The sequence below is a fragment of the Herbaspirillum rhizosphaerae genome (assembly GCF_001189965.1).
Taxonomy (GTDB): domain Bacteria; phylum Pseudomonadota; class Gammaproteobacteria; order Burkholderiales; family Burkholderiaceae_D; genus Herbaspirillum; species Herbaspirillum rhizosphaerae.
In genome coordinates this window covers 15,607-41,477 of record NZ_LFLU01000008.1, presented here as the reverse complement: position 1 = coordinate 41,477, position 25,871 = coordinate 15,607, and the positions used below count along the sequence as shown (strand labels likewise).

The 25,871-nt window shown below is 57.4% G+C and carries 30 protein-coding genes and 1 pseudogene; 10 read left to right on the top strand and 21 right to left on the bottom strand.

All coding sequences use genetic code 11. The features are described from left to right. Position 1: 1 nt before the first annotated feature. Genes mdcA through dctP form a run of 4 tightly spaced genes read right to left on the bottom strand, consistent with a single transcriptional unit; the run spans position 2 to position 4,619 of the window. Positions 2-1,678: a malonate decarboxylase subunit alpha gene (gene mdcA / locus AKL25_RS12685; RefSeq protein WP_050478042.1), complete on the bottom strand. Its 1,677-nt coding sequence runs from the start codon at positions 1,676-1,678 to the stop codon at positions 2-4. Further along, positions 1,679-3,028 carry a TRAP transporter large permease gene (locus AKL25_RS12680; protein ID WP_050478041.1) on the bottom strand — a complete coding sequence of 450 codons (1,350 nt, stop codon included), beginning with the start codon at positions 3,026-3,028 and terminating at the stop codon, positions 1,679-1,681. Beyond that, positions 3,025-3,600 carry a TRAP transporter small permease gene (locus tag AKL25_RS12675; RefSeq protein WP_050478040.1) on the bottom strand — a complete coding sequence of 192 codons (576 nt, stop codon included), beginning with the start codon at positions 3,598-3,600 and terminating at the stop codon, positions 3,025-3,027. Before AKL25_RS12675 ends, AKL25_RS12680 begins: the two co-directional genes overlap by 4 nt. Further along, positions 3,597-4,619: a TRAP transporter substrate-binding protein DctP gene (gene dctP, locus AKL25_RS12670; protein WP_050478039.1), complete on the bottom strand. Its 1,023-nt coding sequence runs from the start codon at positions 4,617-4,619 to the stop codon at positions 3,597-3,599. The genes AKL25_RS12675 and dctP overlap by 4 nt, the downstream gene beginning before the upstream one ends. Positions 4,620-4,882: 263 nt before the next feature. Here dctP and AKL25_RS12665 point away from each other — a divergent pair, with 263 nt between their 5' ends. Beyond that, the gene (locus tag AKL25_RS12665; RefSeq protein ID WP_050478038.1) at positions 4,883-5,587 is read left to right on the top strand and encodes a GntR family transcriptional regulator; all 705 of its coding nucleotides are present in this window, start codon (positions 4,883-4,885) and stop codon (positions 5,585-5,587) included. Between the two features lie 23 nt (positions 5,588-5,610). On the opposite strand, the gene AKL25_RS12660 is transcribed toward AKL25_RS12665, so the two are convergent. Further along, entirely contained in the window at positions 5,611-6,495 is an 885-nt protein-coding gene (locus AKL25_RS12660) for a LysR family transcriptional regulator (protein WP_050478037.1), read from the bottom strand. 134 nt (positions 6,496-6,629) lie between these two features. Here AKL25_RS12660 and argC point away from each other — a divergent pair, with 134 nt between their 5' ends. The 3 genes from argC (at position 6,630) to map (ending at position 8,744) form a co-directional block, all read left to right on the top strand. Further along, positions 6,630-7,559 (top strand): N-acetyl-gamma-glutamyl-phosphate reductase, encoded by a 930-nt coding sequence (gene argC / locus AKL25_RS12655; RefSeq protein WP_050478036.1) that lies wholly within the window; start codon positions 6,630-6,632, stop codon positions 7,557-7,559. Between the two features lie 154 nt (positions 7,560-7,713). Then, positions 7,714-7,941: a ParD-like family protein gene (locus AKL25_RS12650; RefSeq protein WP_050478035.1), complete on the top strand. Its 228-nt coding sequence runs from the start codon at positions 7,714-7,716 to the stop codon at positions 7,939-7,941. Between the two features lie 5 nt (positions 7,942-7,946). Further along, positions 7,947-8,744, top strand: coding sequence for a type I methionyl aminopeptidase (gene map, locus AKL25_RS12645; RefSeq protein ID WP_050478034.1), 798 nt, complete (start codon positions 7,947-7,949; stop codon positions 8,742-8,744). Between the two features lie 32 nt (positions 8,745-8,776). Here map and AKL25_RS12640 read toward each other — a convergent pair whose 3' ends face one another. From AKL25_RS12640 to AKL25_RS12630, 3 genes are all read right to left on the bottom strand, one after another. Beyond that, the gene (locus AKL25_RS12640) at positions 8,777-9,277 is read right to left on the bottom strand and encodes an SRPBCC family protein (protein ID WP_050478033.1); all 501 of its coding nucleotides are present in this window, start codon (positions 9,275-9,277) and stop codon (positions 8,777-8,779) included. Further along, positions 9,267-9,611 carry an ArsR/SmtB family transcription factor gene (locus AKL25_RS12635; protein ID WP_050478198.1) on the bottom strand — a complete coding sequence of 115 codons (345 nt, stop codon included), beginning with the start codon at positions 9,609-9,611 and terminating at the stop codon, positions 9,267-9,269. Before AKL25_RS12635 ends, AKL25_RS12640 begins: the two co-directional genes overlap by 11 nt. A 116-nt stretch (positions 9,612-9,727) precedes the next feature. Beyond that, positions 9,728-10,927 (bottom strand): glycerophosphodiester phosphodiesterase family protein, encoded by a 1,200-nt coding sequence (locus tag AKL25_RS12630; protein WP_050478032.1) that lies wholly within the window; start codon positions 10,925-10,927, stop codon positions 9,728-9,730. Positions 10,928-11,202: 275 nt separating this feature from the next. Between AKL25_RS12630 and AKL25_RS12625 the strand changes: the two genes are divergently transcribed. Continuing rightward, a complete protein-coding gene (locus tag AKL25_RS12625; RefSeq protein WP_050478031.1) occupies positions 11,203-11,904 on the top strand; it encodes a GNAT family N-acetyltransferase in 702 nt (233 codons plus the stop codon). Positions 11,905-11,953: 49 nt separating this feature from the next. Here AKL25_RS12625 and AKL25_RS12620 read toward each other — a convergent pair whose 3' ends face one another. Further along, on the bottom strand, positions 11,954-12,901 hold the full coding sequence (locus AKL25_RS12620; protein ID WP_050478030.1) for a cupin-like domain-containing protein: 948 nt from the start codon (positions 12,899-12,901) through the stop codon (positions 11,954-11,956). 299 nt (positions 12,902-13,200) lie between these two features. Here AKL25_RS12620 and AKL25_RS12615 point away from each other — a divergent pair, with 299 nt between their 5' ends. Beyond that, complete coding sequence (locus tag AKL25_RS12615; RefSeq protein WP_050478029.1) at positions 13,201-13,992, top strand: SDR family NAD(P)-dependent oxidoreductase; 792 nt, start codon at positions 13,201-13,203, stop codon at positions 13,990-13,992. Between the two features lie 592 nt (positions 13,993-14,584). On the opposite strand, the gene AKL25_RS24215 is transcribed toward AKL25_RS12615, so the two are convergent. The 7 genes and pseudogenes from AKL25_RS24215 to AKL25_RS24205 form a co-directional block, all read right to left on the bottom strand. Further along, positions 14,585-14,941 (bottom strand): hypothetical protein, encoded by a 357-nt coding sequence (locus tag AKL25_RS24215; protein ID WP_157050631.1) that lies wholly within the window; start codon positions 14,939-14,941, stop codon positions 14,585-14,587. 455 nt (positions 14,942-15,396) lie between these two features. After that, a complete protein-coding gene (locus tag AKL25_RS12600; protein ID WP_050478026.1) occupies positions 15,397-15,678 on the bottom strand; it encodes a hypothetical protein in 282 nt (93 codons plus the stop codon). Positions 15,679-15,802: 124 nt separating this feature from the next. Beyond that, complete coding sequence (locus AKL25_RS23750; RefSeq protein ID WP_240475727.1) at positions 15,803-16,114, bottom strand: DUF2628 domain-containing protein; 312 nt, start codon at positions 16,112-16,114, stop codon at positions 15,803-15,805. 60 nt (positions 16,115-16,174) lie between these two features. Then, positions 16,175-16,525 (bottom strand): hypothetical protein, encoded by a 351-nt coding sequence (locus AKL25_RS12595; protein ID WP_050478025.1) that lies wholly within the window; start codon positions 16,523-16,525, stop codon positions 16,175-16,177. A gap of 51 nt (positions 16,526-16,576) precedes the next feature. Further along, positions 16,577-16,924 carry a hypothetical protein gene (locus AKL25_RS12590; RefSeq protein WP_157050629.1) on the bottom strand — a complete coding sequence of 116 codons (348 nt, stop codon included), beginning with the start codon at positions 16,922-16,924 and terminating at the stop codon, positions 16,577-16,579. A 96-nt stretch (positions 16,925-17,020) separates the two neighbouring features. Beyond that, positions 17,021-17,524, bottom strand: a complete 504-nt coding sequence (locus AKL25_RS24210; protein ID WP_157050627.1) for a hypothetical protein — start codon at positions 17,522-17,524, stop codon at positions 17,021-17,023. A gap of 64 nt (positions 17,525-17,588) precedes the next feature. Further along, positions 17,589-17,705, bottom strand: a pseudogene (locus AKL25_RS24205) (cupin domain-containing protein); the annotation flags it as partial. Between the two features lie 718 nt (positions 17,706-18,423). On the opposite strand from AKL25_RS24205, the gene AKL25_RS24200 reads away from it, so the two are divergent. The 3 genes from AKL25_RS24200 (at position 18,424) to AKL25_RS12570 (ending at position 20,245) form a co-directional block, all read left to right on the top strand. Beyond that, positions 18,424-18,744, top strand: coding sequence for a hypothetical protein (locus AKL25_RS24200; RefSeq protein ID WP_157050625.1), 321 nt, complete (start codon positions 18,424-18,426; stop codon positions 18,742-18,744). A gap of 6 nt (positions 18,745-18,750) precedes the next feature. After that, entirely contained in the window at positions 18,751-19,107 is a 357-nt protein-coding gene (locus AKL25_RS12575) for a hypothetical protein (protein ID WP_157050624.1), read from the top strand. Between the two features lie 76 nt (positions 19,108-19,183). After that, a complete protein-coding gene (locus tag AKL25_RS12570; RefSeq protein WP_050478020.1) occupies positions 19,184-20,245 on the top strand; it encodes a M29 family metallopeptidase in 1,062 nt (353 codons plus the stop codon). A gap of 45 nt (positions 20,246-20,290) precedes the next feature. Here AKL25_RS12570 and AKL25_RS12565 read toward each other — a convergent pair whose 3' ends face one another. From AKL25_RS12565 to AKL25_RS12545, 5 genes are all read right to left on the bottom strand, one after another. Then, complete coding sequence (locus AKL25_RS12565) at positions 20,291-21,199, bottom strand: pseudouridine synthase (RefSeq protein ID WP_050478019.1); 909 nt, start codon at positions 21,197-21,199, stop codon at positions 20,291-20,293. Next, the gene (locus tag AKL25_RS12560) at positions 21,196-22,521 is read right to left on the bottom strand and encodes a type II toxin-antitoxin system HipA family toxin (protein ID WP_050478018.1); all 1,326 of its coding nucleotides are present in this window, start codon (positions 22,519-22,521) and stop codon (positions 21,196-21,198) included. The genes AKL25_RS12565 and AKL25_RS12560 overlap by 4 nt, the downstream gene beginning before the upstream one ends. After that, positions 22,518-22,808, bottom strand: a complete 291-nt coding sequence (locus AKL25_RS12555) for a helix-turn-helix domain-containing protein (RefSeq protein ID WP_050478017.1) — start codon at positions 22,806-22,808, stop codon at positions 22,518-22,520. Before AKL25_RS12555 ends, AKL25_RS12560 begins: the two co-directional genes overlap by 4 nt. Before the next feature lie 200 nt (positions 22,809-23,008). After that, the gene (locus tag AKL25_RS12550) at positions 23,009-23,200 is read right to left on the bottom strand and encodes a YjfB family protein (protein ID WP_050478016.1); all 192 of its coding nucleotides are present in this window, start codon (positions 23,198-23,200) and stop codon (positions 23,009-23,011) included. Positions 23,201-23,400: 200 nt separating this feature from the next. After that, positions 23,401-23,583 carry a hypothetical protein gene (locus AKL25_RS12545; protein ID WP_050478015.1) on the bottom strand — a complete coding sequence of 61 codons (183 nt, stop codon included), beginning with the start codon at positions 23,581-23,583 and terminating at the stop codon, positions 23,401-23,403. 235 nt (positions 23,584-23,818) lie between these two features. Between AKL25_RS12545 and AKL25_RS12540 the strand changes: the two genes are divergently transcribed. Beyond that, a complete protein-coding gene (locus AKL25_RS12540) occupies positions 23,819-25,864 on the top strand; it encodes a site-specific recombinase (protein ID WP_050478014.1) in 2,046 nt (681 codons plus the stop codon). The last annotated feature ends 7 nt before the right edge of the window (positions 25,865-25,871 follow it).

Sequence of the window (25,871 nt, the reverse complement as noted above, 5' to 3'; positions counted from 1 at the left end):
ATCACCAGTTCCTGAAACGTTTGGGCGGGTTGTACAGGCCGCCGGAAGCGCGCACCAGATCCTTCATGTTCTTGGCCGCCAGCAGGTCGCGCGTGGCGAGGCGCTTGTCGATGCCCATGTCTTCGGCGCGGCGGATGATGCCCCTGTCGCGCAGGTTCTCCACCATGCGCTTGTCGCGCGCCAGGCCGACCGGCGTATAGCCGGCCACGCCGCGAATGGCTTGTTCGCGCTCTTCCTCGGTGCGGCACAGCAGCAGGTTGGCGATGCCTTCTTCGGTCAGGATGTGCGTGACATCGTCGCCGTAAATCATCACCGGCGGAATCGGCATCTTGGCCTGCTCCGCCAGTTGCCAGGCGTCGAGTCGCTCGACGAAAGCCGGTTGCATGTGCTCGCGGAAGGTTTCCACGGTTTGCACCACCAGCTTCTGGCCGCGCGGGATGGCGTTCTTGCCGGCCCTGGCCTGCTGGCCGGCCTTGAGCCAGGCCGGGCTGGCGTGACGGCGGCCGCGGGCGTCGGCGCCCATGTTGGGTGCGCCGCCGAAACCGGCGATGCGTCCCAGGGTTGCCGTCGATGAATTGCCCTGCAAGTCGATCTGCAAGGTCGAGCCGATGAACATGTCGCAGGCATAGTGGCCCGCCGTTTGCGAGAACGCACGGTTGCTGCGCATGGAACCGTCCGGACCGACGAAGAAGATGTCGGGACGCGCGCGGATGTAGTCTTCCATGCCCAGCTCGGAGCCGAAGGAATGCACCGACTCCACGAAGCCGGCTTCAATTGCCGGGATCAATGCCGGATGCGGATTCAGCGCCCAGTGCTTGCAGATCTTGCCGCGCAGGCCGAGCGATTCGGCGTAGGTCGGCAGGATCAGTTCAATCGCGGCGGTATCGAAGCCGATGCCATGGTTGAGGCGCTGCACTTCGTATTCCGCGTAGATGCCCTTGATGGCCATCATCGCCATCAGCACCTGAATTTCAGAGATTTGCGCCGGATCGCGCGTGAACAGCGGCTCGATGTAATGCGGCGTCGGCGCCTTGGTCACGAAGCTGACCCAGTCGGCCGGGATATCGATACGCGGCAGCACGTCGACGATTTCGTTGACCTGGGCGATCACGATGCCGCTGCTGAAGGCCGTCGCTTCGACAATCGCCGGCGTGTCTTCGGTATTGGGGCCGGTGTAGAGATTGCCGTGGCGATCTGCCGCCTGCGCCGCCACCAGGGCGACGCGCGGCGTCAGGTCGACGAAATAGCGGCCGAACAATTCCAGATAGGTATGGATCGCGCCGATATTGAGTTTGCCGGCGGACGCCAGCTTGGCCAGCCGACCGGCCTGGGGACCGGAGAAGGAAAAATCCAGTTTCGAGGCGATGCCCTTTTCGAAGACGTCCAGATGCTCCGGGAGAGCCAGCACGGAAAACAGCATGTGCAGGTCATGCACGCGCGCCGGATCGAGCCCGGCCAATGCCTTCGACAAGAAGTCGGCCTGCTTCTGGTTGTTGCCTTCGAGGCAAACGCGATCGCCCGATTCAATGACGGCGTACAACAAATCGGCAATGCGCGCCGAAGGCAGGAGCTTGCCTTCCAGCGAATTGCCCAGCACGCCGCTTGCGCGCGCCAGGCGTTCATTGCGATTGGTTTGCCGACGATTCCAGACGTGGCCGGTCGGGGTGGCTACAGGCATTTACTTCACTCCCATCAGGATATTGGGCAAGCCGGTGGCGATGCCCGGAAAGAAACACAGCAGGATCACCGCCAGGAACATCAGCGCCAGGAAAGGAATCGTGCCCTTGATGACTTCCGACAGCGGGATGTCGGGTGCGATGTTCTTGATGACAAACAGATTCAACCCGACCGGCGGATGGATCAGCCCCATTTCCATCACAACGGTCATGACGATGCCGAACCAGATCAGGTCAAACCCGGCTTCACGCAAGGGCGGCAAGATGATCGGCGCCGTCATCAGGATGATCGATACCGGCGGCAGGAAGAAGCCGAGCACGATCACCATCAGCAGAATCACCGCCAGCAGCAGCCATTTCGACAAATGCATGTCCACCACCCACTGCGCCGCCGACTGGCTGATGTGCAGGTAACTCATCACATAGGAATACAGCAGCGACATGCCGATGATCAGCAGCAGCATGCCCGATTCCTTGATGGTCGAGTTGAGGAAAGGCACCAGCTCGCGCGGCTTGTAGATGCGGTAGACGACGGCGATCAGCACGATGGCCAGCAAGGCGCCCAGGCCGGCGGTTTCCGACGGTGTGGCAAAACCGCCGTACAAAGCCACCATCACGCCGATCAGCAGGATCAGGAAAGGCAGCACGCGCGGCAGCATTTCCACCTTTTGCGCCAGCATGAAATGCTCGTCGTCGAGGTAAGCCGATTTGACGCCGCCGCCGGTATAGATGGCGTGCGCCATCTTGTACTCCTTGCGCGCGCGGAACACGGCGTAGCCGGCGAACAGGATCACCAGCAAGACGCCAGGACCGATGCCCGCGAGGAACAAGCGTCCCAGCGATTGCTCCGCCGCCACCGCGTACAGGATCATGGTGATCGACGGCGGCAACAGGATGCCCAGCGTGCCGCCCGCCGCAATGATGCCTGCGGCAAACCCGGGCGAATAACCGCGACGGCGCATTTCCGGAATGCCGGCCGAACCGATGGCCGAGCAGGTCGCCGGCGACGACCCCGCCATTGCCGCAAACAAGGCGCAGGCAAACACGTTGGCGATGCCGAGGCCGCCCGGCACGCGATTCAACCAGGCGTGGATGGCCGAGTACAAGTCCTTGCCGGCCGGCGATTTGCCGATGGCCGCGCCTTTGAGGATGAACAGCGGAATCGACAGCAAGGTGATCGAAGCGATTTCTTCATAGACGTTTTGCGTCACGGTATCGAGCGACGACGCCGGCATGAAGAAATACATGAAAGACGTCGCCACCACGCCGAGCGCAAACGCGATCGGCATGCCGGAACACATCACGAGGATGGTGACGATCCCGTACAGGGAACCCAGAACCAATGGCGTCATGCTGCCTCCTTTGCCGCGACAGATGCGGGGACGGTGCCGGTTATGCGGGTCAGCACCTGCACCAGCAATTGCAGCGTGAGCATGGTCATGCCCAGCGCCATCATCGAATACGGAATCCACAGCGGCGGCGCGAAGGTTGACGAGGTGGTTTGTCCGTCCACCCATGCTTCGTGAAACAGCGTCCACGATTTCCAGGCGAAGAAGGCGCAAAACACGAAGGAGATCAGATCGACGATGAACATGCGGACCTTGTTGGCGGCCGGCGACAGAAAGCCCGCCAGCGCCTCGATGCCGATGTGGCCGCGCAAGGATTGCACATAACCCGAGCACAGGAAGATCACGCCGACCAGCATGAACACCGAGGCCTCGTCCTGCCAGTCGGTCGGCTGGTGGAAGAAATAACGCACCACCACCGAGTACGTCAGGATGATGGACGTCAGCATCAGCGCAATCATCGCCAGGAACACCGCGAGCTTGTTGTACTTCTCCAGCCCGTGGTGCAGTCCGGCGAGCACGGCGTTGGCCGGCACCGCAGGCTTGGCCTGCGGCTGCATCTCGAAACCGTGGCTCATAGGAGCTTCTCCGCCAGTTTCAACAGATTGGCGCAGTTGGCGTTGCGCGCGGCGAAATCTTTCCAGGCGGTGGCGCGGGCGATGTCCTGCCACTTCTTGACGGTCGCGGCGTCGAGGTCGACCACCTTGGCGCCGGCCTTCTGGTACACGGCGGCGACGGCGACGTCGTCGGTCTGCGCCGCCTTCAGCGCGAACTGTTCCATGTCGGCGCCAACGGCCATGATGGCGGCTTGCTGGTCCTTGCTCAGTTTTTCGAACACGGCCTTGGAAATCATCAGCGGCTCGAACATGTACCAGTAGGCCTTGTCGCGGCCGGTGGTCAAGGCCTTGGCGACTTCTTCCAGACGGAAGGACATGAAGGAGGTCGACGATGTCATCGCCGCATCCATCGCGCCGGTCTGCATGGCGGCATAGATTTCATTGGACGGCAGCGTCACGACGGCGGCGCCCGCTTCTTTCAGGATCAGGTCCATCTCGCGCGAACCGCCGCGCACTTTCATGCCCTTGGCGTCGGCCGGATCGACGATGGGTTTGCCGCGCGAAGCCACGCCGCCCGCCTGCCAGATCCAGCTGACGATCAGGATGCCCTTCTCCGCCAGGATGCGCGCCAGTTCCTTGCCGACTTCGGCGTTTTTCCAGGCCGAGCCTTGCGCGTACGAGGTCACCAGGCCAGGCATCAGGCCGATATTGGTTTCCGGGACTTCGCCGCCGGCGTAGTTGAGCGGCACCAGCGACAGGTCGAGCGCGCCTTTGCGCATGGCCGAGAACTGCGCATTGACCTTCATCAGCGAGGAGCCGGGATAGATCTCGAACTTCAGGCTGCCTTTGGTGCGCTTGGTCACTTCTTCGGCAAACATGCGGGTCAGGCGATCGCGGAAATCGCCTTCGTTGATGGTGCCGCCGGGGAATTGATGGGAAATTTTCAGCGAGGTGGTCTGTGCCCAGACCGATGTGCCGGCTGTCCACAACGGCGCTGTTGCCAGCGCTCCGATAATGCGTCTACGGGTTTGCGAAGTCATTGCTGCTCCTCCTTAAGGTGAAAGAAATACGGCTTTTTAATTATTCGGTGCTGGCTTATTGCTGATGCAGCCGGCGGATTCACCGGCTTATTGCTGCCTTTACGTCGCCGAACTGTAGCTGCCTTGCGACGTTGTCTCTGCACTTGCTTTGTTGTCTTTGCTTTTTTATGTATCTTTCTTGTATACACGTTCTTACAAAACAAATACATTGTCAAGCATCAAAGATGATTTAGAATTGATTCATTGCATACTTGATATCACTTATGGACATCCCCAAGAAGCGTTCCGAGACATTGCGCGAATCGATTGAAGAGCTGATCGCCGTCGGCAAGCTGACGCCCGGCCAGCATCTCGACGAAACCGTGCTGGCCGAGCAGTTCGGCGTGTCCCGCACGCCGATCCGCGAAGCGCTGATCCAGCTGGCGTCGATGGGCATCATCGTGATGCGGCCGCGGCGCGGCGCCATCGTGGCCGAGATCGGCCCGCAGCAATTGATCGAGATGTTTGAAGTGATGGCGGAGCTGGAAGCCATGTGCGGCCGCCTGGCGGCACGGCGCATGTCGGCCGCCGAACACGCCGCGCTGATGGCGGCGCACCAGGCCTGCAAGGATGCGCGCGACGCCGCCGATCCGGATACCTATTTCTACAAGAACGAAGACTTCCATGGCCAGATCTACGCCGGCAGCCACAATGCTTTCCTGGAAGAACAGGCGCGCGTCCTGCAACGCCGCCTGCGCCCTTACCGCCGCCTGCAACTGCGCGTGCGCGATCGCCTGAAAAGGTCTTACGACGAACACGAAGGCGTGGTCAACGCCATCGTCTCCGGCGACAGCGAACGCACGGTGGAACTGCTGCGCCAGCACGTAATGGTGCAGGGACAGCGCTTTGCCGACCTGGTGGCGTCGCTGCACCAGTTGAAATCGACGCCTGACGGTGAAAAACCGTCGCTCAGCGACGCACTGGCCTGACAGCGGGCATATCCCGCCCCATCCTAATCGAGGCTGAACCCCCACAAGACGTCCAGCACATGCTGGGTCGGCCGCTCGATGTTTTCCGCGCGGTGCGCAATGCCGAGCTGCCGCCACAAGGCCGGGCGCAACGGCCGCATCTGGATACGCGCATCCGGCAGCGAAGCGCCCTCTTCATGCGGCAGCAAGGTAGCGCCATAGCCGGCCGCCACCAGGCTCTTGATTGCGTCGTTGTAATTGAGCTGGATGCGCGGCGCCGGCCGTTGCCCGCCGGTAGCGAACCATTCCTGCGTCAAATGCGAAAGCCGCGTGCCTGAGTCGTTCAGAATCAGCTTCTGGGCCGCAAGCCATTCCGGCGTGACGCGCGCGGGACAACGCCAATCCGCTGGCAGGAAGGCCATCACCGGATCGCGCCGCCACGGCTGGACCGACAGGCGCGCCATCGGCGACTGCGGCAAGGCGACCAGACCGACGTCCAGCGTTCCCTCATTCAAGCGGGTCAGTGTCTCTTGCGAGGTGAGCACTTCGACCTGCACATCGATGCCGGGGTGGTCCTGCCCCAAGACTTCCAGCGCCTGCGGCAGCAAATGCGCGATCGCCCCGGTGGAGGCGCCCAGACGCACACGTCCGGCCAGCCCCTGCACTTGCCGCTGCACGTCCTGCAAGGCCTGTTCAGCATCGGCCAGCAGGCGGCGCGCGCGTTCGATCAGGGTCTCGCCTATCGTGGTGGGACGCACTTGGCCACGCTGGCGCGACAGCAGTGCAGCGCCGACGCGCTCTTCGAGATCGGCGATATGCAGGCTGATGGTCGGCGGCGCCAGGTGCAGCACGCGCGCGGCTTCGGCGAAAGAGCCGAGATCGGCGATGGCGACCAGGGTGCGCAGACGGTCCAGGTTGATTTCCCGCATCGATGTTTTCCTCTCGAATATTTCAAAGATCAGAAAAACTGAACATTATCATTATTAAATTCAACTTTTCCTATTCTATCAATACGAGCAAGATCGGGGTTCTCTTATGAACCTTAGACCAAAGGATCTCGATCATGGCTTCTCCTCTTGTTTTCATCGACGGCGACCAGGGCACCACCGGCCTGCAAATCCACGAACGCCTGCGCAATCGCAGCGATATCCGGCTGGTCACGCTGCCGGCCGCAGAACGCAAAGACCCGTTGCGCCGCGCCGAAGCGATCAACTCCGCCGACATCGCCATCCTCTGCCTGCCCGACGCAGCAGCGAAGGAAGCGGTCGCCGCCATCGAGAATCCGGCCGTACGGGTGATCGACGCCAGTTCCGCCCACCGCACGACAGAGGGGTGGGTCTATGGTTTTCCTGAAATGGATGCCGGACAAGCACAACTGATCGCCGCAGCACAACGCGTAACCAATCCAGGCTGCTATCCGACCGGTGCGATCAGCCTGCTGCGCCCGCTGATACAAGCCGGCTTGCTGCCGCGCGACTATCCGATCAGCGTGCATGCGGTATCCGGCTACTCCGGCGGCGGTCGTCCTTCTGTAGAGCAGTACGAAGGCTCATCGGCAGCACAGGCTTTGGCTTTTCAGGTATACGGCACTGCGCTCGCGCACAAACATCCACCCGAGATGCAACGCTACACAGGGCTGGCTCATCGTCCGATTTTCGTGCCGGCCTATGGCGTCTTCCGCCAGGGCATCGTCGTGACCGTGCCGCTGGAACTGCGCCTGCTGGCGCCTGGAGTAACAGGCGAGCAACTGCACGCCGCCCTGAACAGCCATTACGCGGGTTCCCAATACGTACGCGTGATTTCGCGGGAAGAAAGCAAAACGCTGACGCAGCTCAATCCGCAGGCGCTGAACGACACCAACAACATGGAGCTGGCAGTGTTCATCAATGAAGAGCACGGGCAGGTATTGCTGTCGGCGGTGTTCGACAATCTGGGCAAAGGCGCTTCCGGCGCGGCGGTGCAGAATCTGGATCTGATGCTGGCGCACGGCTGATCGGCACCTGCATGCCGTTTCAGCTGCAGTAGAAAGCCCCGCAAACGCGGGGCTTTTTTATTGTGTCGCCACCAACTGCCGGCGCGCCCGGCATCGCCGTGATAATATACGATTCATATACAAACCATATATCAACCATATAAACAGGCATCTTATGGGAATCGTCAAAATCACGGAGCAGATGCATACGAATCTGCGCCTCACCAGCGGTGCAATGAGCCGCTCCATCAATTCGCAGGCTGAGCACTGGCTGCGCGTCGGCATGATGGCGGAGCTCAATCCCGGTCTTTGCTACAGCGAGATCTGCCAGAAACTCATCGAAGCCGAGAAGCAGGCCGGGGAGGCGCCCCGGGAAATCACCCTGTCGCTTGAGAAAGTCTGACGGCCATGCAAGTCATCATCAAATCGCCGTCCGATATCGCGATGCTGCGCAAGTCCGGCGCCCTGGCGGCGCAGGTCCTGAGCATGATTGCCGAACACGTTCGTCCCGGCGTCACCACCAATGAGCTGGATCGCTTATGCCACGACTATATCGTCGACGTTCTGAAGGCGGTGCCCATTAATGTCGGCTATCGCGGCTACCCTAAAACGATCTGCACGTCGGTCAATCATGTCATCTGCCACGGCATTCCTTCCGACAAGCCGTTGAAGAACGGCGACATCGTCAATATCGACGTCGCCCTGACCAAGGATGGATGGCATGGCGATACCAGCCGCATGTACTTTGTGGGCGAGCCGGGCATCCTGGCCAGGCGCCTGGCCGACACGACTTACGAAGCGATGCGCGCAGGGATTCTGGCCGTGCGGCCCGGCGCCACCCTGGGCGATGTCGGTTACGCGATTCAGTCGGTGGCGCACAAGGAAGGTTTCAGCGTGGTCCGCGAGTATTGCGGTCACGGCATCGGCAAGATCTACCATGAAGACCTGCAGGTGCTACATTACGGCCAGCCGGGCGAAGGCCTGAAGCTTCAGACCGGGATGGTGTTCACGATTGAACCCATGATCAACGCCGGCAAGCGGCAGACCAAAGAACTGCCGGACGGCTGGACGGTGGTCACCAAGGACCACTCTTTGTCCGCCCAATGGGAACACATGGTTGCCGTCACCGAGACCGGCTTTGAAGTGCTGACGCCCTGGCCGGACGGATATGGAGATTATTCCCCGATATCCATCCCGCATCCGTAATCCTGAGCGTCTTCCCGTACTCAGTTCAGTCTTCAGTTCAGAACCAGCAAAAGTTCGTCCAGACGTTCCAGCGTCGAGGCCAGCCCCGCCTGCAGCCCCATGTCGATGACTTGCTGGAGCGCCTGCGGCGAGGCGTAGGAGACGACTGTCTCAACCAGGGTATGCGTCGCAGCATCCGAGAAAGTGATATCCCATGTGGACCTCGGCAAGTCCGGGTTCACTGCGCCGGTCTCATCGGAAAAGCCGTCCAGCGAAGTGTAACCATCGATGGGACGAATGGTTTGATAGTCCATGCGGCCCCAGTACTCTTGCCCGTTGGGTTCGACCATCGCATAGTGCCAATGCCCGCCTTCGCTGAAATCCATGGATTTGGTTTTCGTGGTCAGCGGCTTGGGCGCAAACCAGCGATCCAGGAGTTCGCTTTTGGTATAGCAGTCCCACACCAGTTGCCGCTTGGCCGCAAACTCTCTTTTGACCGTGATGGTGTTTTTCACTTTGTCGACAAGGAAGTCAAATTGGAGATCAGCTTTCATCGTTTTCGCCTTTCAGGGTCATTAATAAATTATCGAGATTGTCGTACCGGCTTTCCCAGACTGCGCGCTGCTCGTCGAACCACTTTTGCGCAGCGGTCAGCGTCCCGCGTTTCAATGTACAGGTTCGCACCCGCCCTACTTTTTCCGAGTCAATGAGGCCGCTGTTTTCCAGGACCTTGATGTGCTTCAGGAAGGAAGGCAGCCCCAACCCGTAAGGCTCCGCCAGCTCCTTGATCGATGCCGAGCCGTTGCCGAGCCTCGCAATCACCGATCGCCTTGTGGGGTCAGCCAATGCGTGGAATACGTCGTTGAGCGCTGAAGAATAGTTTTCCATGTGGAGAACTATAATCAATACTTCTCCATTTGGCAAACTATTTGGAGAAAAATTTTTTGCCCGTAAAAAAACCCGCACAAGCGGGTTCTTCTACATTGGTGAATCGCTTATCCGGCTTACCGGGCTCTCTTCGCCGCCAGCCATTCTTCCAGCGCCGCCCGGCCGGTGCCGCTGAAATCGGTAAACACCCCATCCACGCCGGCATCGAAAAATGCTTTGTATTCCGCCTTCGGATCGCCCTTGTAGGTATCGGTCAGGCGTGCAGCTTCGTCGCGGAATGTGAACGGATGCACGAACAGGCCGAGCCGGTGCGCATCGGCGACCAGCGAAGTCGGCGCCATGTTCGACGCCTGGCTCAGCGCCTTGACCGGATTACCCTCCGCATCCACGCCCTGCGCCGAAATGATGTACACCTTCCACGGGCCGATGCCGTCGGCATAAGTCTTGATCTCAGCCAGCCCTTCCGGCGTCGCCATCGCTGCGAAGGTCCGCGGATCGCCGTGCTGCAGCCATGAATACGGCTTGGCGGTATCGGGCGAGTTGTAAGTCAGGGAACCGGTCTTGAAGTTGATGCCGTCGCCGTCCATCAGTTGCACGGCGCGTGTTTTCAGGCCGAGACGGCGCATCATCTTCAGGCTTTCCGGCTCGAACGACTGCACGATGATCGGCGCGTCGAAGCTGTTCCAGCCTTCCTTGTTGATCATGGCCAGCAGCTTTTCTTCCAGCGGCACACCCAGCAGGCGCTGGAAGATCGGGTTCTTGGTTTCCGGATAAACCAGCAGCTTGCTGGCCGGGTTGGCGGCGCGCGTTGCTTTGGCCAGGTCGATGACTTCCTGGAAGGTCGCCAGTGGATACTTGCCGTCGTATTGATGGCTGCGCACGGCGACCGGCTGCTTGACGCGCAAGGTCTTCAGCTCGGCAGCCGTGAAGTCGCTGATGTACCAATCCGGCGGAACCGCCACACCATCCACGGTGCGCGCTTTCTTGCGCGATGCGAATTCAGGATGATCCGCCACGTCGGTGGTGTCGCTCAGGAAAGGATTGTGGCAAACAAACAGCACGCCGTCGCTGGACGACATCAGATCCATTTCCAGCGCGTCGGTGCCGGCGGCGATGGCGGCCTGGTAACCGGCAATGATTTCTTCCGGATACAAGCCCGGCAAACCGCGATGGCCGATGATCAAGGGTGCTTTGCCGTCCAGGGTCTTGATATCTGCGGATGCTCCCTGCGGACCGGCGCAACCGGTGATCAGGGCGGCAGCGGCAATCAGCGACAGTGAGAGTGAAAGCGAAAATACGGTCGACTTGCGAATCATGAGTTCTCTTTTCTTAACGGTTGGTCTCGCCGGCGATAAATGCAAAGCGCTTTGAGCGGAAATCACCTTGACAGCGGCTTTCCGGCAGATCAGGTCTGCACGAAAAGTAGAACGCATTTATATGACCTTGGTATGACGTTGGCAGAACCTCGGCGCGGGTCGCAATCCTTGCTTGCCGCCTCGACAACATCGGTCGCCGAAACCATCTAAAATCGTGCGGCGTATCGATTTCTCCGATCTTCACGGATCGTTACCAGACCATCATCGACATCATCATGAACCAGCATACCCCTCACCCTCTCGACAACGCCGCCTGGTCGGCGCTCACGACCAGGCAAGCAGACCTGCGCGAAGGCGCCTTGCACGCATTCCGCTATCGCGCCGACATCGCGCCGTTTGCTGCCGTGGAAAGACTCACCGAGGAATCTCTGCGAGAACTGGCGGCACTGACCCGGTCGAGCGGACTCGTCGTGTTCCCCTCTCTTGCTGCGTTGCCCCAGATCGATGACTTGATGATGGAGTCGCCCGGCGTTCTTCTTCAGATGATCGACATGGGTGCGCCAATGAGTTCGCCAAGCGGCGGCGCGATCGACGATGTCGTCAGGTTGGGCGAACAGGATGTGCCGGACATGATCGCATTGACCGAGAAGACCAAACCTGGGCCGTTCGGCAAACGGACACGCGAAATGGGCAGCTACATTGGCGTGCGCCACGAGGGCCAACTTGTCGCCATGGCGGGAGAACGCATGCGGCTGGACGGGCATACCGAAATCAGCGCCGTTTGCGTGGACGACGCACATCGAGGCAAAGGCCTGGCCGGCAGACTGATCAACATCCTGCGCGAGGAAATCCGGTCGCGCGGCGACACGCCCTTCCTCCACGTGTTTGCCCACAACCCAACCGCCATCGGCGTATACGAAAGACTAGGTTTCGAGGTGCGGCAAAACTTCCAGCTCTATCGACTCACGCCCAGATAACTCTCAGATCAATACCGAACGCGCTCGTGCCCGCCCGGACTCGGCCGACTTAGCCGGCCTTCAGCGCAGCATCTCCCTGCAACGCCAGGGGCAGCGCCCTTGCCCACCGGTTGGCCGACAGCGAAAACGTCAGCGAGCGCACTTGGTGATACCACCCCGCCGGCACATACAACAGCTCGCCCGGCTGCATGATGCATTCAATCATTGCAGCCTGGCGGGCAAGCGGAAACCTCTCGAAGTCAGGCGCCTCGGGATCAAACGGCGAGCCGAACAGGATGGCGTTGGCCTCGCGCGGATAAAGGAATGCGTCATGATGCGGCGGCGCCAGGAAGATGCGCTTGCTGCCCCAGATCTGCGCAAAAATATTATCGTCATAGTCGCAATGCAGCGGCGTCACCGTCCCCGCAGGGCCGAGCCAGAATCGCGGCGGCCCCATTTTCCTGAAGTAAGCCGGCCAGTGGCACAAACCGTTCAATTCACGCAGCGCCAGATTGCCTACATAAGGCGGCAAGTCCTGCGTGTTGTCCGCGACGAGATCAAGGTAAGCCAGCAGAGACATGTCCTGCATCGCCCGGTCAGGCGCGAACGCAGTGTTGATATAGTCCCCCACCCGTGCTCGCACAGGCAATTCGCCGAAGCGCTCGCGCAGCGTCTGCGGCGTCAGCGCGGACAACGGCCATTTCCCGACGAGCCCGGTGATGACGAATGGCAGGCCCTCTTTTGCACGCTGATGAAATGCAGCAGCATCGAGCCTGCCTATGCGAGGCACTTCAATAATGCCCGGCAGACCGCGACCGGCGCGCCTGATCGCCTGGCGCATTTCCTCGATGGACGTCACGCCGCGAACCAGCGCATCCCGCTTTTCCTGCTCCTGCTTTCTCGCCATGGCGTCTTCCGGCGACAGATCCGACGACGACGGCCGGGGCGGCAGTTGTCGCAACGATGAGCGCGCCGCTCGCAGTTCTTGCTGATCGTCAGCCGGATTCTCGGGTTTCATTTTTCTGGTGCTTGCAGATTGTGTTTTGGCAATGACTGGCGCGGATATGCATGGATTGAGCATGCTTTATTGACCCTGCGTGATTTTACCTATGTTCAGCCCCTCAGATCTGAAACACGAATTCCCCCTTCGCTCACGATGCAGTGAGTCTTGCCTGCAGGATCAACCGGATACGGTTCCCCCAGCCGTCCGATGCAGATGACGACTTCCTGATAGAGTGATGCGGCAGCCGAGATGGCAAGCAACAACAGATGGCCGATTCCGGCAGCATTTTCTGCAGTCAACCAAGGAGAAGTGACATGGATTTGCAACTTGATGGCAAGATTGCCCTGGTAAGCGGCAGCACCGCGGGCATCGGTTACGCGATCGCTCACACGCTTGCCCAGGAAGGCGCGAGCGTGATCGTCAACGGCAGGACGCAGGCGGGGGTCGACGAGGCGGTGGACCGCATACGCTCGGAAACGAAGGGCAACGTCCAGGGCTATGCTGCCGACCTTAGCCAGGCCGACGCCGCGCATGAAGTCGTTCGACGTCATGCCGGCATCAGCATCCTCGTGAACAATCTCGGCATCTTTGAGCCCAAGGCCTTTGAAGATATTCCAGACGCAGACTGGCTGCGTTTCTTTGACGTCAATGTACTGAGCGGCGTGCGCCTTGCCCGCCTGGTGCTGCCCGGGATGAAGCAAGCGAATTGGGGACGGATCATCTTCATCTCAAGCGAAAGCGCGGTACAGATCCCTACGGAGATGGTCCACTACGGCATGACCAAGACCGCCCAGCTTGCCGTTTCCCGCGGGTTGGCGGAATCGGTTGCCGGAACGGGCATCACGGTCAACAGCGTATTGCCCGGCCCGACCAAATCGCGCGGCGTCGGCGACTTCGTCGAAGAGATGGCCCGCTCGAGCGATAAAAGCTTCCAGCAGGTCGAGGCGGAATTCTTCGAGCACGTTCGTCCGACCTCACTGATCAAGCGCTTCGGCACGCCGCAGGAAGTCGCGTCGCTGGTAGCCTACGTCGCAAGCCCGCTCGCATCGGCCACCACCGGCGCAGCGCTTCGTGTCGACGGCGGCGTCATCAAGAGCGCCTTCTGAAGAAACCAGGACTCTCAGATACGCTGGGGGACTAAATTCAAAAGCCCGATTCTGCATGAGCTGAATCGGGCTTTTTATCGGACTGACGGGCGATTCTGCATGGGGCACAGTACCTGCAGCTGGACGATTGCAGGCTTCGATTGGTTTCACTTTCGAAACTTGCGAAACTGAGTTCCTAAAAAATACAAGATCGGTAACGAGAGCAAAGTAAATATCAACATCGGAACTCTCAGGGGGCCGAACAGTGGGGGCTCTTCTATGATCCGAAAATGCTCTGCCGGAGGCTCAGGAAGAGTCCAGCCGATTACCAGGCTATAGCAAATAAAAAGCACGATCAACGACAGGGACGCAAAAATCCACGGGTAATTGATTCGCCCCCAAAAGAAGATTAAAGAAAGCACTGTGTAGATAATGGGCAGAGCGAAGGCAATCACCAGTTCCAACTCTATTCCATCGGCAAACAGGTTTAACAAGTTATACATATTATCGAACCAGATAGTGATTGCGCTTGAGGCTGTCGTTTACAAGAATTGGTAACAACGACCGCTACTGGTCGGAAGCGGCCCTGAGAATTTTTCACTCAATAATCCGTTCATAAGCACTCGGACGCAATGAGGCAGACAATTGGCACGGACAAGATCAGGCCACAACATGGCCCGATGACCCCGGCTATGACTCCTGGAAAAAATACTGCTTTTGCAGATACCTGGTCTTTGCAAACATAGAGCGTGAGCGCCATAAGAATCCCTCCTAAAAAATACGCAGGAAGAAACACCTGAGACGCGCCAGGAAGCCAAGTATCAAGCGGAAATCTAAAGCGATGAAGCAAGATTGCGACAGCTACCATGCCAAGGAATCCGCCTGCTGCGGATGCCAGACTGAGAAGAAAAAACACCCGTAGCAACGCTCTTTTTCTTATGGTTTTCAAAGTGGCGATGAGTGCCTCCAATTGGAAGTTCCTTAAAAATCGGTCTGATGATCGTTCTGACATAGTTGCTCTTGGTCGATAAGGGGCACCCTATATTAAATAATTTAATGTTTTCCGATCAACTCGATTGTTTCGTTAAAACCTTCGAGTATCGCGAGAACCTGACGGTTATTTCGGTACTTTTACGCAAGACACTTAAGCGTCGATCTGTGCCAGTGCAATCTTGAACAGAAACTCTCTTCGCTCTTTCACCTCCGGATCGCCCCCGAGATCCAAAGGTTCGCTTCGAAAATGATCACATGTGTTCCTCGTATCGACGAAGGAACTGACTTCTTTAGGGATACCCTGCGCCCAGCCATTGAAACTCGCAATCGTCGTTAAAAGTATCAATAAGGTCTTTAATATATTCACACTGACCTCCTTTGGGGACTATGTTCGTTTCTGGCCGGTTGCGGACCTTAGTTTTCCGATTTGATTTACTCCGCCTTTTCTCTATCTTCTTTCCGCTTGCGATATTCGGCTATATCGATCCGACCATCTGCCAAAGCGGCGACATCCGGATCAGAGTGCGACGAAAATTGCTTCAATGAGATTTTGAATCTAGAGCCCGCCCTTAATAGCGAAAAGACGATGAATATGAACGCCAACCCTATCAGGTTGCGATAAGACGATGATGTTTTTTCGACGATTTCTGGAGCAAAGAAGATAAGCAGCCATGCGACGAAGAAGGCTGCTAAATCCCAATATTTTTTGAACACGCCGACGTTCCTCTGTTATCAAATTTGAGTCCATTTTTTGAGTGCCTGCATTTGGCCGGCAGTAGACATCAACACTGCGCCGATTTAGAGCGTTTTGGCAATCAAATGAATTTCTCTATCAGCGTCAATTTACAACTATATATCCACGTTTTAAGAGTGTATTCATCAGCCATCTATTTCCATATATCCCGCAAACAAGCATATAAATCAGCGTGATGCCAAGATCTAAAAATACGGAGAGCAGACTCTTGCTGGAAATTACATAGTCGGTAACAAAATTGGTCACTGTGAGCGCCAGAAGCAGAACAAGAAAATGCCACCAGAGCCGCTTGATGAGCGCCCATAACGGCCCAAGAAAAAAGGCTGGCCAACTGAAACCAACATTGACGTGTGCTACTTTTCTGGATGGATGCATCAGGATAATTGTTTTTTTCATTTTTATAATTTTTCACGATCAAATGGTACTGGCCAATTGCAAACTCTTTGAGTTGGCTGACTAGGATCGCAGATGGAATGTGCATTCGTTTGCAACTTGCTTCCCATCACAGTCGAAAAATTGCGACTGCAAATGTGCGGTGATGATCAGCATCCCCCGGGCATTGAATTTCAGCAGAAAATGACAAGCTCCTGCAGCGAATTGCGGATCAAACTCTCCGAACTGTAAGTCATATTGGCTGCCAGGAGTCTCCCCCTTGAATGCCTCCAAGGCTAAAACAAGCTGGCCTAGTTGTTCGTGCCCTGTATAGACTTCCGTCTGAAATCGGAAGCGCCCCTCATTGATTTCAATTCGCAGCTCCAACAGATCGTCATCCGACCATATCTTGGTGAAATATATTCCTGCATTCATTTTATTCTCTTCTCATGATGGACGCTTCTGGCCAATCGCAGACATTCTTAGTCACGAAAAATCGGCAGATATATTGCGTGCGCCTTGGAAGTAATCAACCAAAAAAACCGCGATCCAAAGCGATAACACCGTGCACCAAACAAGTACAGCAGTCCGTTTATTATTGGGCTGGCGCATGATTCGATACAGCTCCAGGAGATTGATCGTTGCAAAAAACAGTAGGATCGGAGCGAGAATAAAAAGGTAATAGAAGGCATCCCCTGGACCGCCAGGAGTATTCTTCTCGCCCCACGTAGGCCAGAGACGGGAAGCCAGCAGTAAATAAAGCCCCATGCCGGTCACGTTGACAATAGTCCAAGTGGCTGATCGTGGAGACGATTTTAATAAGTGCAGTTGCATGGCGAATAATTTTTATGGATCAATCGGGTTGGCTTTTACGATCGTACTTAATGTTGAAGCTGAAGAGCTCCGGTCCTGGCCGTTTTAAGACAAATGTCAAGGATTGCTGAGCGGACGCATTTCTCGTCCAGCAGGATCGAGCTCAAGAACGGATTCATGCAGTCCCGAAATTCTTTTTCCGAACGGACGTCCGTCTTCATCCGTTTCAAAAAAACGCCATGAGATATTTTCAATGGAATCCGGATAACTGGTCGGTCCTTCCAGCAGATGACTAATTGTAAAAAGTATTTGAACCTGCAAGCAACGGGCCATGTGAGTCAAGTCGTTATCTGTCACACCTTTCTCCCGGCAGGCCGACATTATTCCACCGAGACCGGAATAAGGTGCTGACGGCATTTTCCGAGTTTGCGAAATTGCTCGGTCAATCCAACGATTGTCGCCCTCCATTGGAATATTGTCCCAAGCATTTTTCAGAAATAGAAATCTCAAAAATTGCGGAACGCCTTCTTCAATTTGAGATTTAGCCCAAGACTCCGGGGAGCCTGCTCCAACTTCTGAAAATAACGCTACAAGTTCTTCTTTAGATGCAGGTACACCCATATTTACCTTTCATTAAACCAGGTGCGCGCAAACGTCCCCTGCCCGATTGCGGACATCAGTTACCTGCCCGCAGTACTCTTTGCTGACTACGGTAAGTTTCCCTGTAATGGCCTCCTTCCGGATGCGGCAGAAGTTCAAGACGAGCGATCAGTTCTGCAGCAATGGAATCATGTTCATTCATGGGTATCCTTAGCGGTATGAGGATTGTCGCGGCTGGAAATGAGCCACCTGTATTGATTCAATGCCGAGCGAATCTGATGGCATGTGAGTCTTCATGCAATGGTGGGGATGCCGGTTACTGGCCGACTGCGTGCGGATAGTCACGTGAGCCGATCGGATTCGAGGGTTATCTCATGAGTGCCGTCATGAATGCCTACCTTCTGACATATCCACCAGTACGCAAGTCCACTTGCAAGCCCTGATCCCAGATAGTTCAGCGAATCATAAAGACCGGATTGTACCCAGCGAGCAGATGTGAACGGTACCGCAAGCTCGATCCAGAGGGGTATGGCACAGACAAGGCCAGTCATTCCGAACTGCCACCAACGCGTTAGACGAAACTTCCAAAACAAAAGCGCAAGCGGCAAGCCAAAGATAAGCGCCGCAATTATCCCGAGAGGGAAGCCAATGAACCACATCAGCGGCAAGGCGGCACACCAAGTTCCCGTTCCGCGGGCTAGCCCTATGCCACAGGTGGAAAATGTGGCGCTAGTCACGCCAATCACGGCAGCGCCCCCAAGCATAGACACATTACGGAATATCGACTTGGCAGTTAGACGCACTGTTTTCTCCCTGTATGCAGTGGCGGTTTACAAGACAATGGCAACCCAAGAACGGAGGCTTATGGCAGGTTGTAGACATACCCATTTTAGTCATACCAAGGGTGAACAATCGCTCCGATGGAAAATGCAAAAAATGAAGTGAGAATAAGTGTCCATTTGGATGTGGCTCGCGCAGGCAATCTAATTTTGGTGAATATAAAAGCTCGCACGTTCAATAGCCCAATACAAAACATCATAGCGATGATGGGATACAGAATAGCCCCCCACCCAATTTGGGCCGGTTCATTCAAAAATGCCATTCCGAACAGCAGAAAAATCGGCGGAGTAAATGGCAAAGCGACATCGAATGCTGTCAGATATCCCTTCCGTCGTAAAAAAACCAATGGGACGAAAAACGCCATACAAATACTCATCGCGATGGCCGCAAGGGAAAAATAAATTTTCATGTCGTTATTGATTGATCTATCTAAAAGAGGTCCGCTCCTGACCGGTTGCCGTCATGAGCAATTGTCGGTGATGATGTTGAAAAACAGAATAAAAGGAAACACACGCGAAAGCATAAATCAGAACAGACCATTCGTGACTATAAAACCGAACGAAAATAGTCCCCTCCTTCAGGCGGAAAAGCAGATGGAATTCTCTGCCTTTCGTCTAGCGCAACTGCCGTTCGACGGCGGCTCAGCCCTGTTATCTGATTCGCATCCCGGCGTTTTAGCCGCGCGCTACAAGGCTGTTTCCCGGCATGACGAAAACCCTTGGTCCGGGAGACCCCGGCCGATGTCGATTAAAATGCAAGCCTGATAGGAAATAAGTGATCCCTTGAGAAGAACCTCACATCCATGTCCTTTCCACGACTTCCTGACGCGATACATTGACGATGCTCCCGATAGAGAACCAAGAACCAGCCTCGCCCTCCTTCCGCACAATCGCCGGGGAGTCGGTGGATGCTGCACAAAAACATTTGCACGACATCCTCTGCATTGCGATCGAGCATGCGCCGTCGCGCGCCGCCGTGGTGGTATTCGATACGCGCTGCGATCTCGCTGTCGCCTTGACGGAAGCCTATCGGCGCTGCCTGCCGGCGGCGAGCTTCATCGATTTTGATACGGTTGCGCCGGACGCGGTTCTGGCTGCCTTTGCCCTGCTGACGTCCGGCGATCTGGTGGTGCTGATTCAATCGACCAATTTTCGTCTTGAGGCTTTCCGGCTGCGCGTCGAGCTCTTCAAACGTTCGCTCAAGGTGATCGAACATCCCCATCTGTCGCGCATGCCCGGGCCGCAGGCTGACTACTATATCGCGTCGCTGGCCTATGACCCGGCGTATTACCGCGACGTCGGCTACGCCCTGAAGGCGCGCATCGATCGCGCACAAGGCGGCGTGGTCGACAGCGGCGGCGAACGCCTGGTATTTGCCGCGCCGTTTGAGCCGGCCAAGCTGAACATCGGCGACTATAGCGAGATGAACAACGTCGGCGGCCAGTTTCCGATCGGCGAGGTATTCACCGAATCCCGGGATCTGGAGGCGGTGAACGGGCGCGTACGCATTTTTGTTTTTGGCGATACCTCGTTCCGGGTGAACAAACCGGAGCAAGCCATCACCCTGGTGATCGCCAAGGGCCGGGTCAGCGAGGTGATTGATTCCACCCCGGATTTCGACCAGGTGCTGGAGAAAATCCGCGCCGACGAGGGTGAGGTATGGCTGCGCGAACTGGGCTTCGGCATGAACCGCGCGTTCTCACGAGAACGCATGGTCGACGATATCGGCACCTATGAACGGATGTGCGGCATCCACCTGTCGCTCGGCGCCAAGCACGGGGTCTACAGCAAGCCCAATATCAGGCGCACCACCGCGCGCTATCACATTGACGTGTTTGCGGTGACGGAGGCGGTTTACCTTGATGATGCGCTGGTGTATCGGGATGGGGCCTGGCAGGTTTGACGAGCGTGACCTACCGACATTCAAGAACGTCGCCCGCATCGGCAATCAAAGCTTTCTCAGGCTCTCAAAATACCGCACATCCCCGCTCAAGGGATCGGTGAAGGCGATCGAACGCGCCAGCAGTTTCAGCGGTGTGTCGTAGTTGTCTGCAGCGCCCGCCGGTACGGTGTGCGGATAGAAGTTGTCGTTGACGATGGGAACACCCAGCGCAGCCATGTGCACCCGCAGCTGATGCTTGCGCCCGGTCACCGGATTGAGCCGGTACAACGCCCGTTCGCCCCGCCGTTCGATCAGATCGATATGGGTTTCTGAATTCGCTTCGCCCTCTTCTTCGCGCATCAGGAAAAACTTGTCGGCGTCCACCAGGCGGCTGCGATAGACGAAGGGAAAATCGCGCCCTTCCAGCATGCCGGCCAGCGCTTCATAGGTCTTGTCCATGGTGCGTTGCTGGAACATCGACTGATAGGCGCCGCGGCTGTCCGGATTATGCGAAAAGATGATGACGCCGGCAGTCTCGCGATCGAGCCGGTGGATCGGCGTCAGATCGGCCAGTCCGGTTTTCTTTTTGAGGCGCACCAACAGGCTTTCGTGCAAAAAGCGTCCGGTCGGAATCACCGGCACGAAGTGCGGCTTGTCGACCACCAGCAGATGGTCGTCGCGATGCAGGATGGTTTCTTCAAAGGGAATCGCTTCTTCGCTGCCGTCCAGATCGCGGTAGTAAAAGATACAGTCGCCGCGCCGATACGGCGACATCGGCGTGAGAGCTTCGCCTTGTTGATTGACGACCTCGCCGCGCGCCATGCGCTGGCGCCAGGCCGCTTCGGAGATGGCCGGAAAGCGTGCGCACAGGAAGGCCAGCATGCCGACGCCTTCCCACAAACCCGGTTCTTGCTGCAGCCACAGATAGCTCGGCGCGACGCCGTCTTTCAGCGGCAAGGGTGCTTTCGGTTTCATGCCTTGCCGCTGAGCTTGCGCGCGGCGCGGCGTTGCCACGCGATGACGCTGGGGTTTGTGTCCAGGTGCGACTTGATGCGCGCACGCTGGGTGTCGGTGAGCGGCAAGGTGCGCAGCAGTTCGGGCCAGCTTTGCATGGCGCGTTCGACCGTGTCGACCAGCACCATTTGCAGCTTCGGCTCCGGAATGCTCCAGATATTGGCCAGTTCACGCAGGACCGCCGGCGTGAGCAATTGCCGCGCCTTCTCTCCCGGTGCAAACGCCAGCGCGTGGCCGTGTCCTGCCAGATAGGCGGAATACGCGACGATGTCGTAGGCAGGCGACAGCTGCGCGGCCTGCGGCGTGCGGTACAGCATGCTGAAGTTTTTCAGATGCGCATCGAAGTTGCCCAGCAGCTCGTTCACCTTGATCCGGCGCAATAATTCAAAGAGGTCGTCTTCGCCGTTGCTGCTGCGTTCCAGCAGCACCACGCCCAACGCCGCATATGTCCCCGCATATTTGGATGCAGCCGGCGTGCCGGTAATCTGCGCGAAGTCTTCCATGTGCAGCCGCCCGGTCGGAGTACTTGCATCGCGATCAAAGCGGTGGATCAGCAAGAAATTCTCTGCATCGCTGCGCAAGCCGAACGGCAAGCGATCGGCAATCGCCGTCAGCGGCACCAGCTCGTGGTCGCAGACCTGAACGCCGGCCGCGCGCGCCAGCGCCAGCGAGGAGAATTCCACCTCCGGCATGTGCGGATAATCGGAGGCCGGCAGCTTGCCGATGAAGTGGGCGCCTTGGGCATCCCTGGAGCGCATCACATAGCGCCCTCCCGAGGCGCGCACCAGACCGATCTTGGGCTGCACGCCGGAAATCGACTCGCCTTCCGGCGTCGGCAACTGCCCCGCACTCATTTCATAGCTGTCGCGGCCCTGCCCGATCAGGCGGCCGAGATGGGCATCGTCGAGGTTTTCCGACAAGGCCGAGACATCGCCGGGCAAATCCTTGCCGCAAAAAGCCAGCAAGCCGAATTCATCATCGGGAGCCAGACCCGCGCGTTCGATCAGGTGCTTGCGCAACTGGCCTTCGGGCAGCAGGTTCTGGAAGAACGGCGGCAAACCGCCTTTGCCGTCGCCGCGATTGACCTCCAGTGCGGGATTGAGCAGCTGCGCCACGGTGCGGTCTTCGGTCGAGGCGCGATACAGCTGCGACAAGACCGGCCGCTGCGCGTCGGTCGCGTAGCCGTCGTCAAAACGGAAATACACCCGGCCATCGTCCAGGGCAAACAAGGAGCCGACTTCCGTTACACCGAGACGGATACGCAAGGAACGCAGCATGCTCATGGCGTGCTCCCCATCAGGAGCTGCAGGCGTTCGGACAGCTCGGTACGCTCGCCCTCGCCTTCCGCTGCGCGTTGCGCCGAGACTTCCTGCGGCACCAGCAGCAGCTCCAGACCGAGCTCGCTGCAGATCGACAGCAGCTTGCTGAGCTCGATGTTGCCTTTGCCGGTTTCCAACGCCTGCAGCGTATTGCGGTGAATGCCGCTACGCTCGGCCAGATTGGCCGAACTGAGCTTTTGCGATTTGCGCGCTGCGCGGATGCGTGCGCCGAGAGCTTGAACGGAATGCATAATAAACTGTGCGAATGATCTTAAAGACCATTCTATTATGCATTTTGAGAAAATCAAGGAATGACACAATTAATTAGTCAATTACTTAAAATGACCAATTAATTATGCAAAAATTCCTATCAATGAGGAAAACCACAAATAAAAAATCGCCCACGAGGAGCGATCTTGATAAAGCCAGCCGGTACCGTGCCGATCTTCGGTCAGGCCACGGTATTGACGTTGCGGCCGACGTTCGGATTGGCCGGCAGTGGCGGCGGCAATGCCTGCAGCACGCCGATAGCCGCTGCGGCCTGGGTGTTCAGGGCTTTTTTCAGCATCGCCATGCTGACTGCATCGGCAGTTTCAGCGGCGGACAATGCGGAGGCAACGGCGGGTATGTTTCCAATATCCATGACAACTCCTAGAGTAACTGCTTGACTGCATTTCTTAACGACATATTTCCGTATTTCTTTACGTCAATCAAGATTTTTTACAAAAATAATTTCAAAATATTGCCAATAAAACAAATAGTTAGTACGACGTCCATGCAAAAAAAATCGCATCACGAGGATGCGATTTCAAAAATGAACCCTGATGTGCCGGGTTTCCCCCTTCAGGCCTTGGTGTTGACATTACGGCCTATATTCGGGTTGGCTGGCAGGGCCGGGCTGACAAGAGCAACCACATCATCAACGACATGATTGGCCACTTTGGTCAGGTCCAGCCCGATTCCCTCTACGGCTTTTTTCGCCAGCCAAGCGGTTGCGACACCAGTTGCCAGAGATGCGATCTCCATGATGACTCCTTTCTAGAACTCATTTCATCAATAGGCGCGAGATGCGTTCTCGATGAGTTCTGCAGGTGCAACTTCCCTTTAGCGACACAATCTGACAATTCTTAACGAATTACACATGTCCTTATCTTTGTTTTACACAGGTTAAGATTTCGCCGCCCTCAAGCAGCTCCCAAGCCTTACACTTAGCTTATCCGATCGATTAAGATCGCTTCAAGCCTCGTCCTCTGCTTTCCCCATGCTCCACACACTAGAAAAAATCAGCACGTCCCCCGTCAACGCCGAACTCGATCTTCTGATCGAACTGATGAAGGCCATTCGCCCGAAAAAGCGCGAAGCGCCGGAACTGGCCATCACCAACGTCCGTACCCTGACGCACTTGCTGCAACAGCATCCGCACTACGCCGCAACGCTGCGCCATTACCTGCTGCATCTGTTGTCGGCGCGGCGTCAGACCAGCCTGTACACCGACATCGGCATTCTCTCCAACGACGGTTTCTTCTCGGAGCTGCATCGCCGCATCGCTTACCGCATCCTGCCGCCGGCGCTGGACGATCGCTACCTGCCGGATTGCCTGGAAAAGATCTTCCCCTTCAATACCGATTACCTGTGGATGCGGGCGGTCCCGCCATCGGATTGGGAAGCGCTGTTTGAGGTGCTCAGTCGCGCTGAAATCGAATTGCCCGACCTGGAACAGATTGATGGGCAAAAGACGCTCACAGAAATCCTGCTCGCCATCCAGGTCCTGTCCTACCGCATCAGCGCCATCGGCATCGAACCGGAATTGATCCGCATCTACAGCGACATCAAGGCCTTTGAATCGCCCTTCCTGATGCAAAACGTCGAGCTGCATCGCTATCTCGACGGCTACATGCGCCACCTCAACGGCGACCCGACGCCCATCGAAGACGCCAGCCATGTACTGGTGATGCTGGAGCAATGCCAGGACGTCGTGAAGAAGATCCGCAACAGCACGCTGCGCCTGGGCACCAGCATCTCCGTCACCTACCGCCTGGTGCGCCTGGACCAGCATCTGGATCGCCTGCACAAGCTGCTGTCGCTGGTCGACGTCGGCGTCGCCGAGACGCCCGCCATGGCAGCGGCCGAAAAGCGCAGCATCGGCCTCGAACTGGGGCTGGAACTGATCGAAGCGCACAACCGCAAATACACCGTGCGCGATCTGTTTGCCGCCAACATCAACCTGCTGGCGCGCAACATCACCGAAAACGCCAGCCGCACCGGCGAACACTACATTGCCGAAGACCGCCGCGAATACGCCGCCATGTACCGCTCGGCAGCGGGCGCCGGCTTCATCATCGGGTTCATGTCGCTGATCAAGATCCTGTTTTCGTACCTGCGCGCGGCGCCGCTGGTGGAAGCCTTTTTGTTCAGCATGAATTATTCGCTGGGATTCATGTTCATCCACGTGCTGCATTTCACGGTGGCGACCAAACAGCCCGCCATGACTGCCTCGCGCATCGCCGCGGGCCTGCACAGCCGCGACGGCCGCAACATCGATCTCGACAGCCTGACGGAACTGATCGTCAAAGTGATCCGCACCCAGTTCGTGGCGGTGCTGGGCAACCTGACGATTGCCTTCCCCGTGGCGTATCTGCTGGTCTACGGCTATTTCCTCGTGACCGGGCATCACTTCGTCACTCCCGACAAGGCGCAACACCTGCTGCACGACATCGATCCGTTTGCCAGCCTGGCGCTGTTCCATGCGGCCATCGCCGGGGTCTGCCTGTTCCTGGCCGGATTGATTTCGGGTTACTACGACAACAAGGCGCTCTACACCCGCATGTCGCAGCGCGTGGCGCGTGCGCGCTGGCTCAACGGCTTGCTTGGCAAGGCGCGCACCGCGCGTCTGGGCGATTATCTGGAGACCGGCCTGGGCGGCCTGATGGGGAATTTCTACTTCGGGATTCTGCTGGGCACCATCGGCACCATCGGCTTCATGATCGGCCTGCCGATCGACATTCGTCACATCACCTTCTCGGCAACCAACTTTGCGATTGCGCTGGTCGCGCTCGACCATGCAGTCAGTTGGCATGTGATTGCGGTGTCGACCTTCGGTGTGCTGGCGATCGGCACGGTGAACCTGTGGGTAAGTTTTTCGCTGGCGCTGTTCGTGGCCCTGCGTTCGCGGCAGGTGAAATTCCGCCACAGCTGGCCGCTGCTGAAGTCGCTGTGCCGGCGCTTCCTGAAAAAACCGGTGGACTTCTTCATTCCGCCAAAGACAGCGCCGTTGCCGGAGCAGGAGAACGGAGCGGAATTGTCATGAAGCTTTC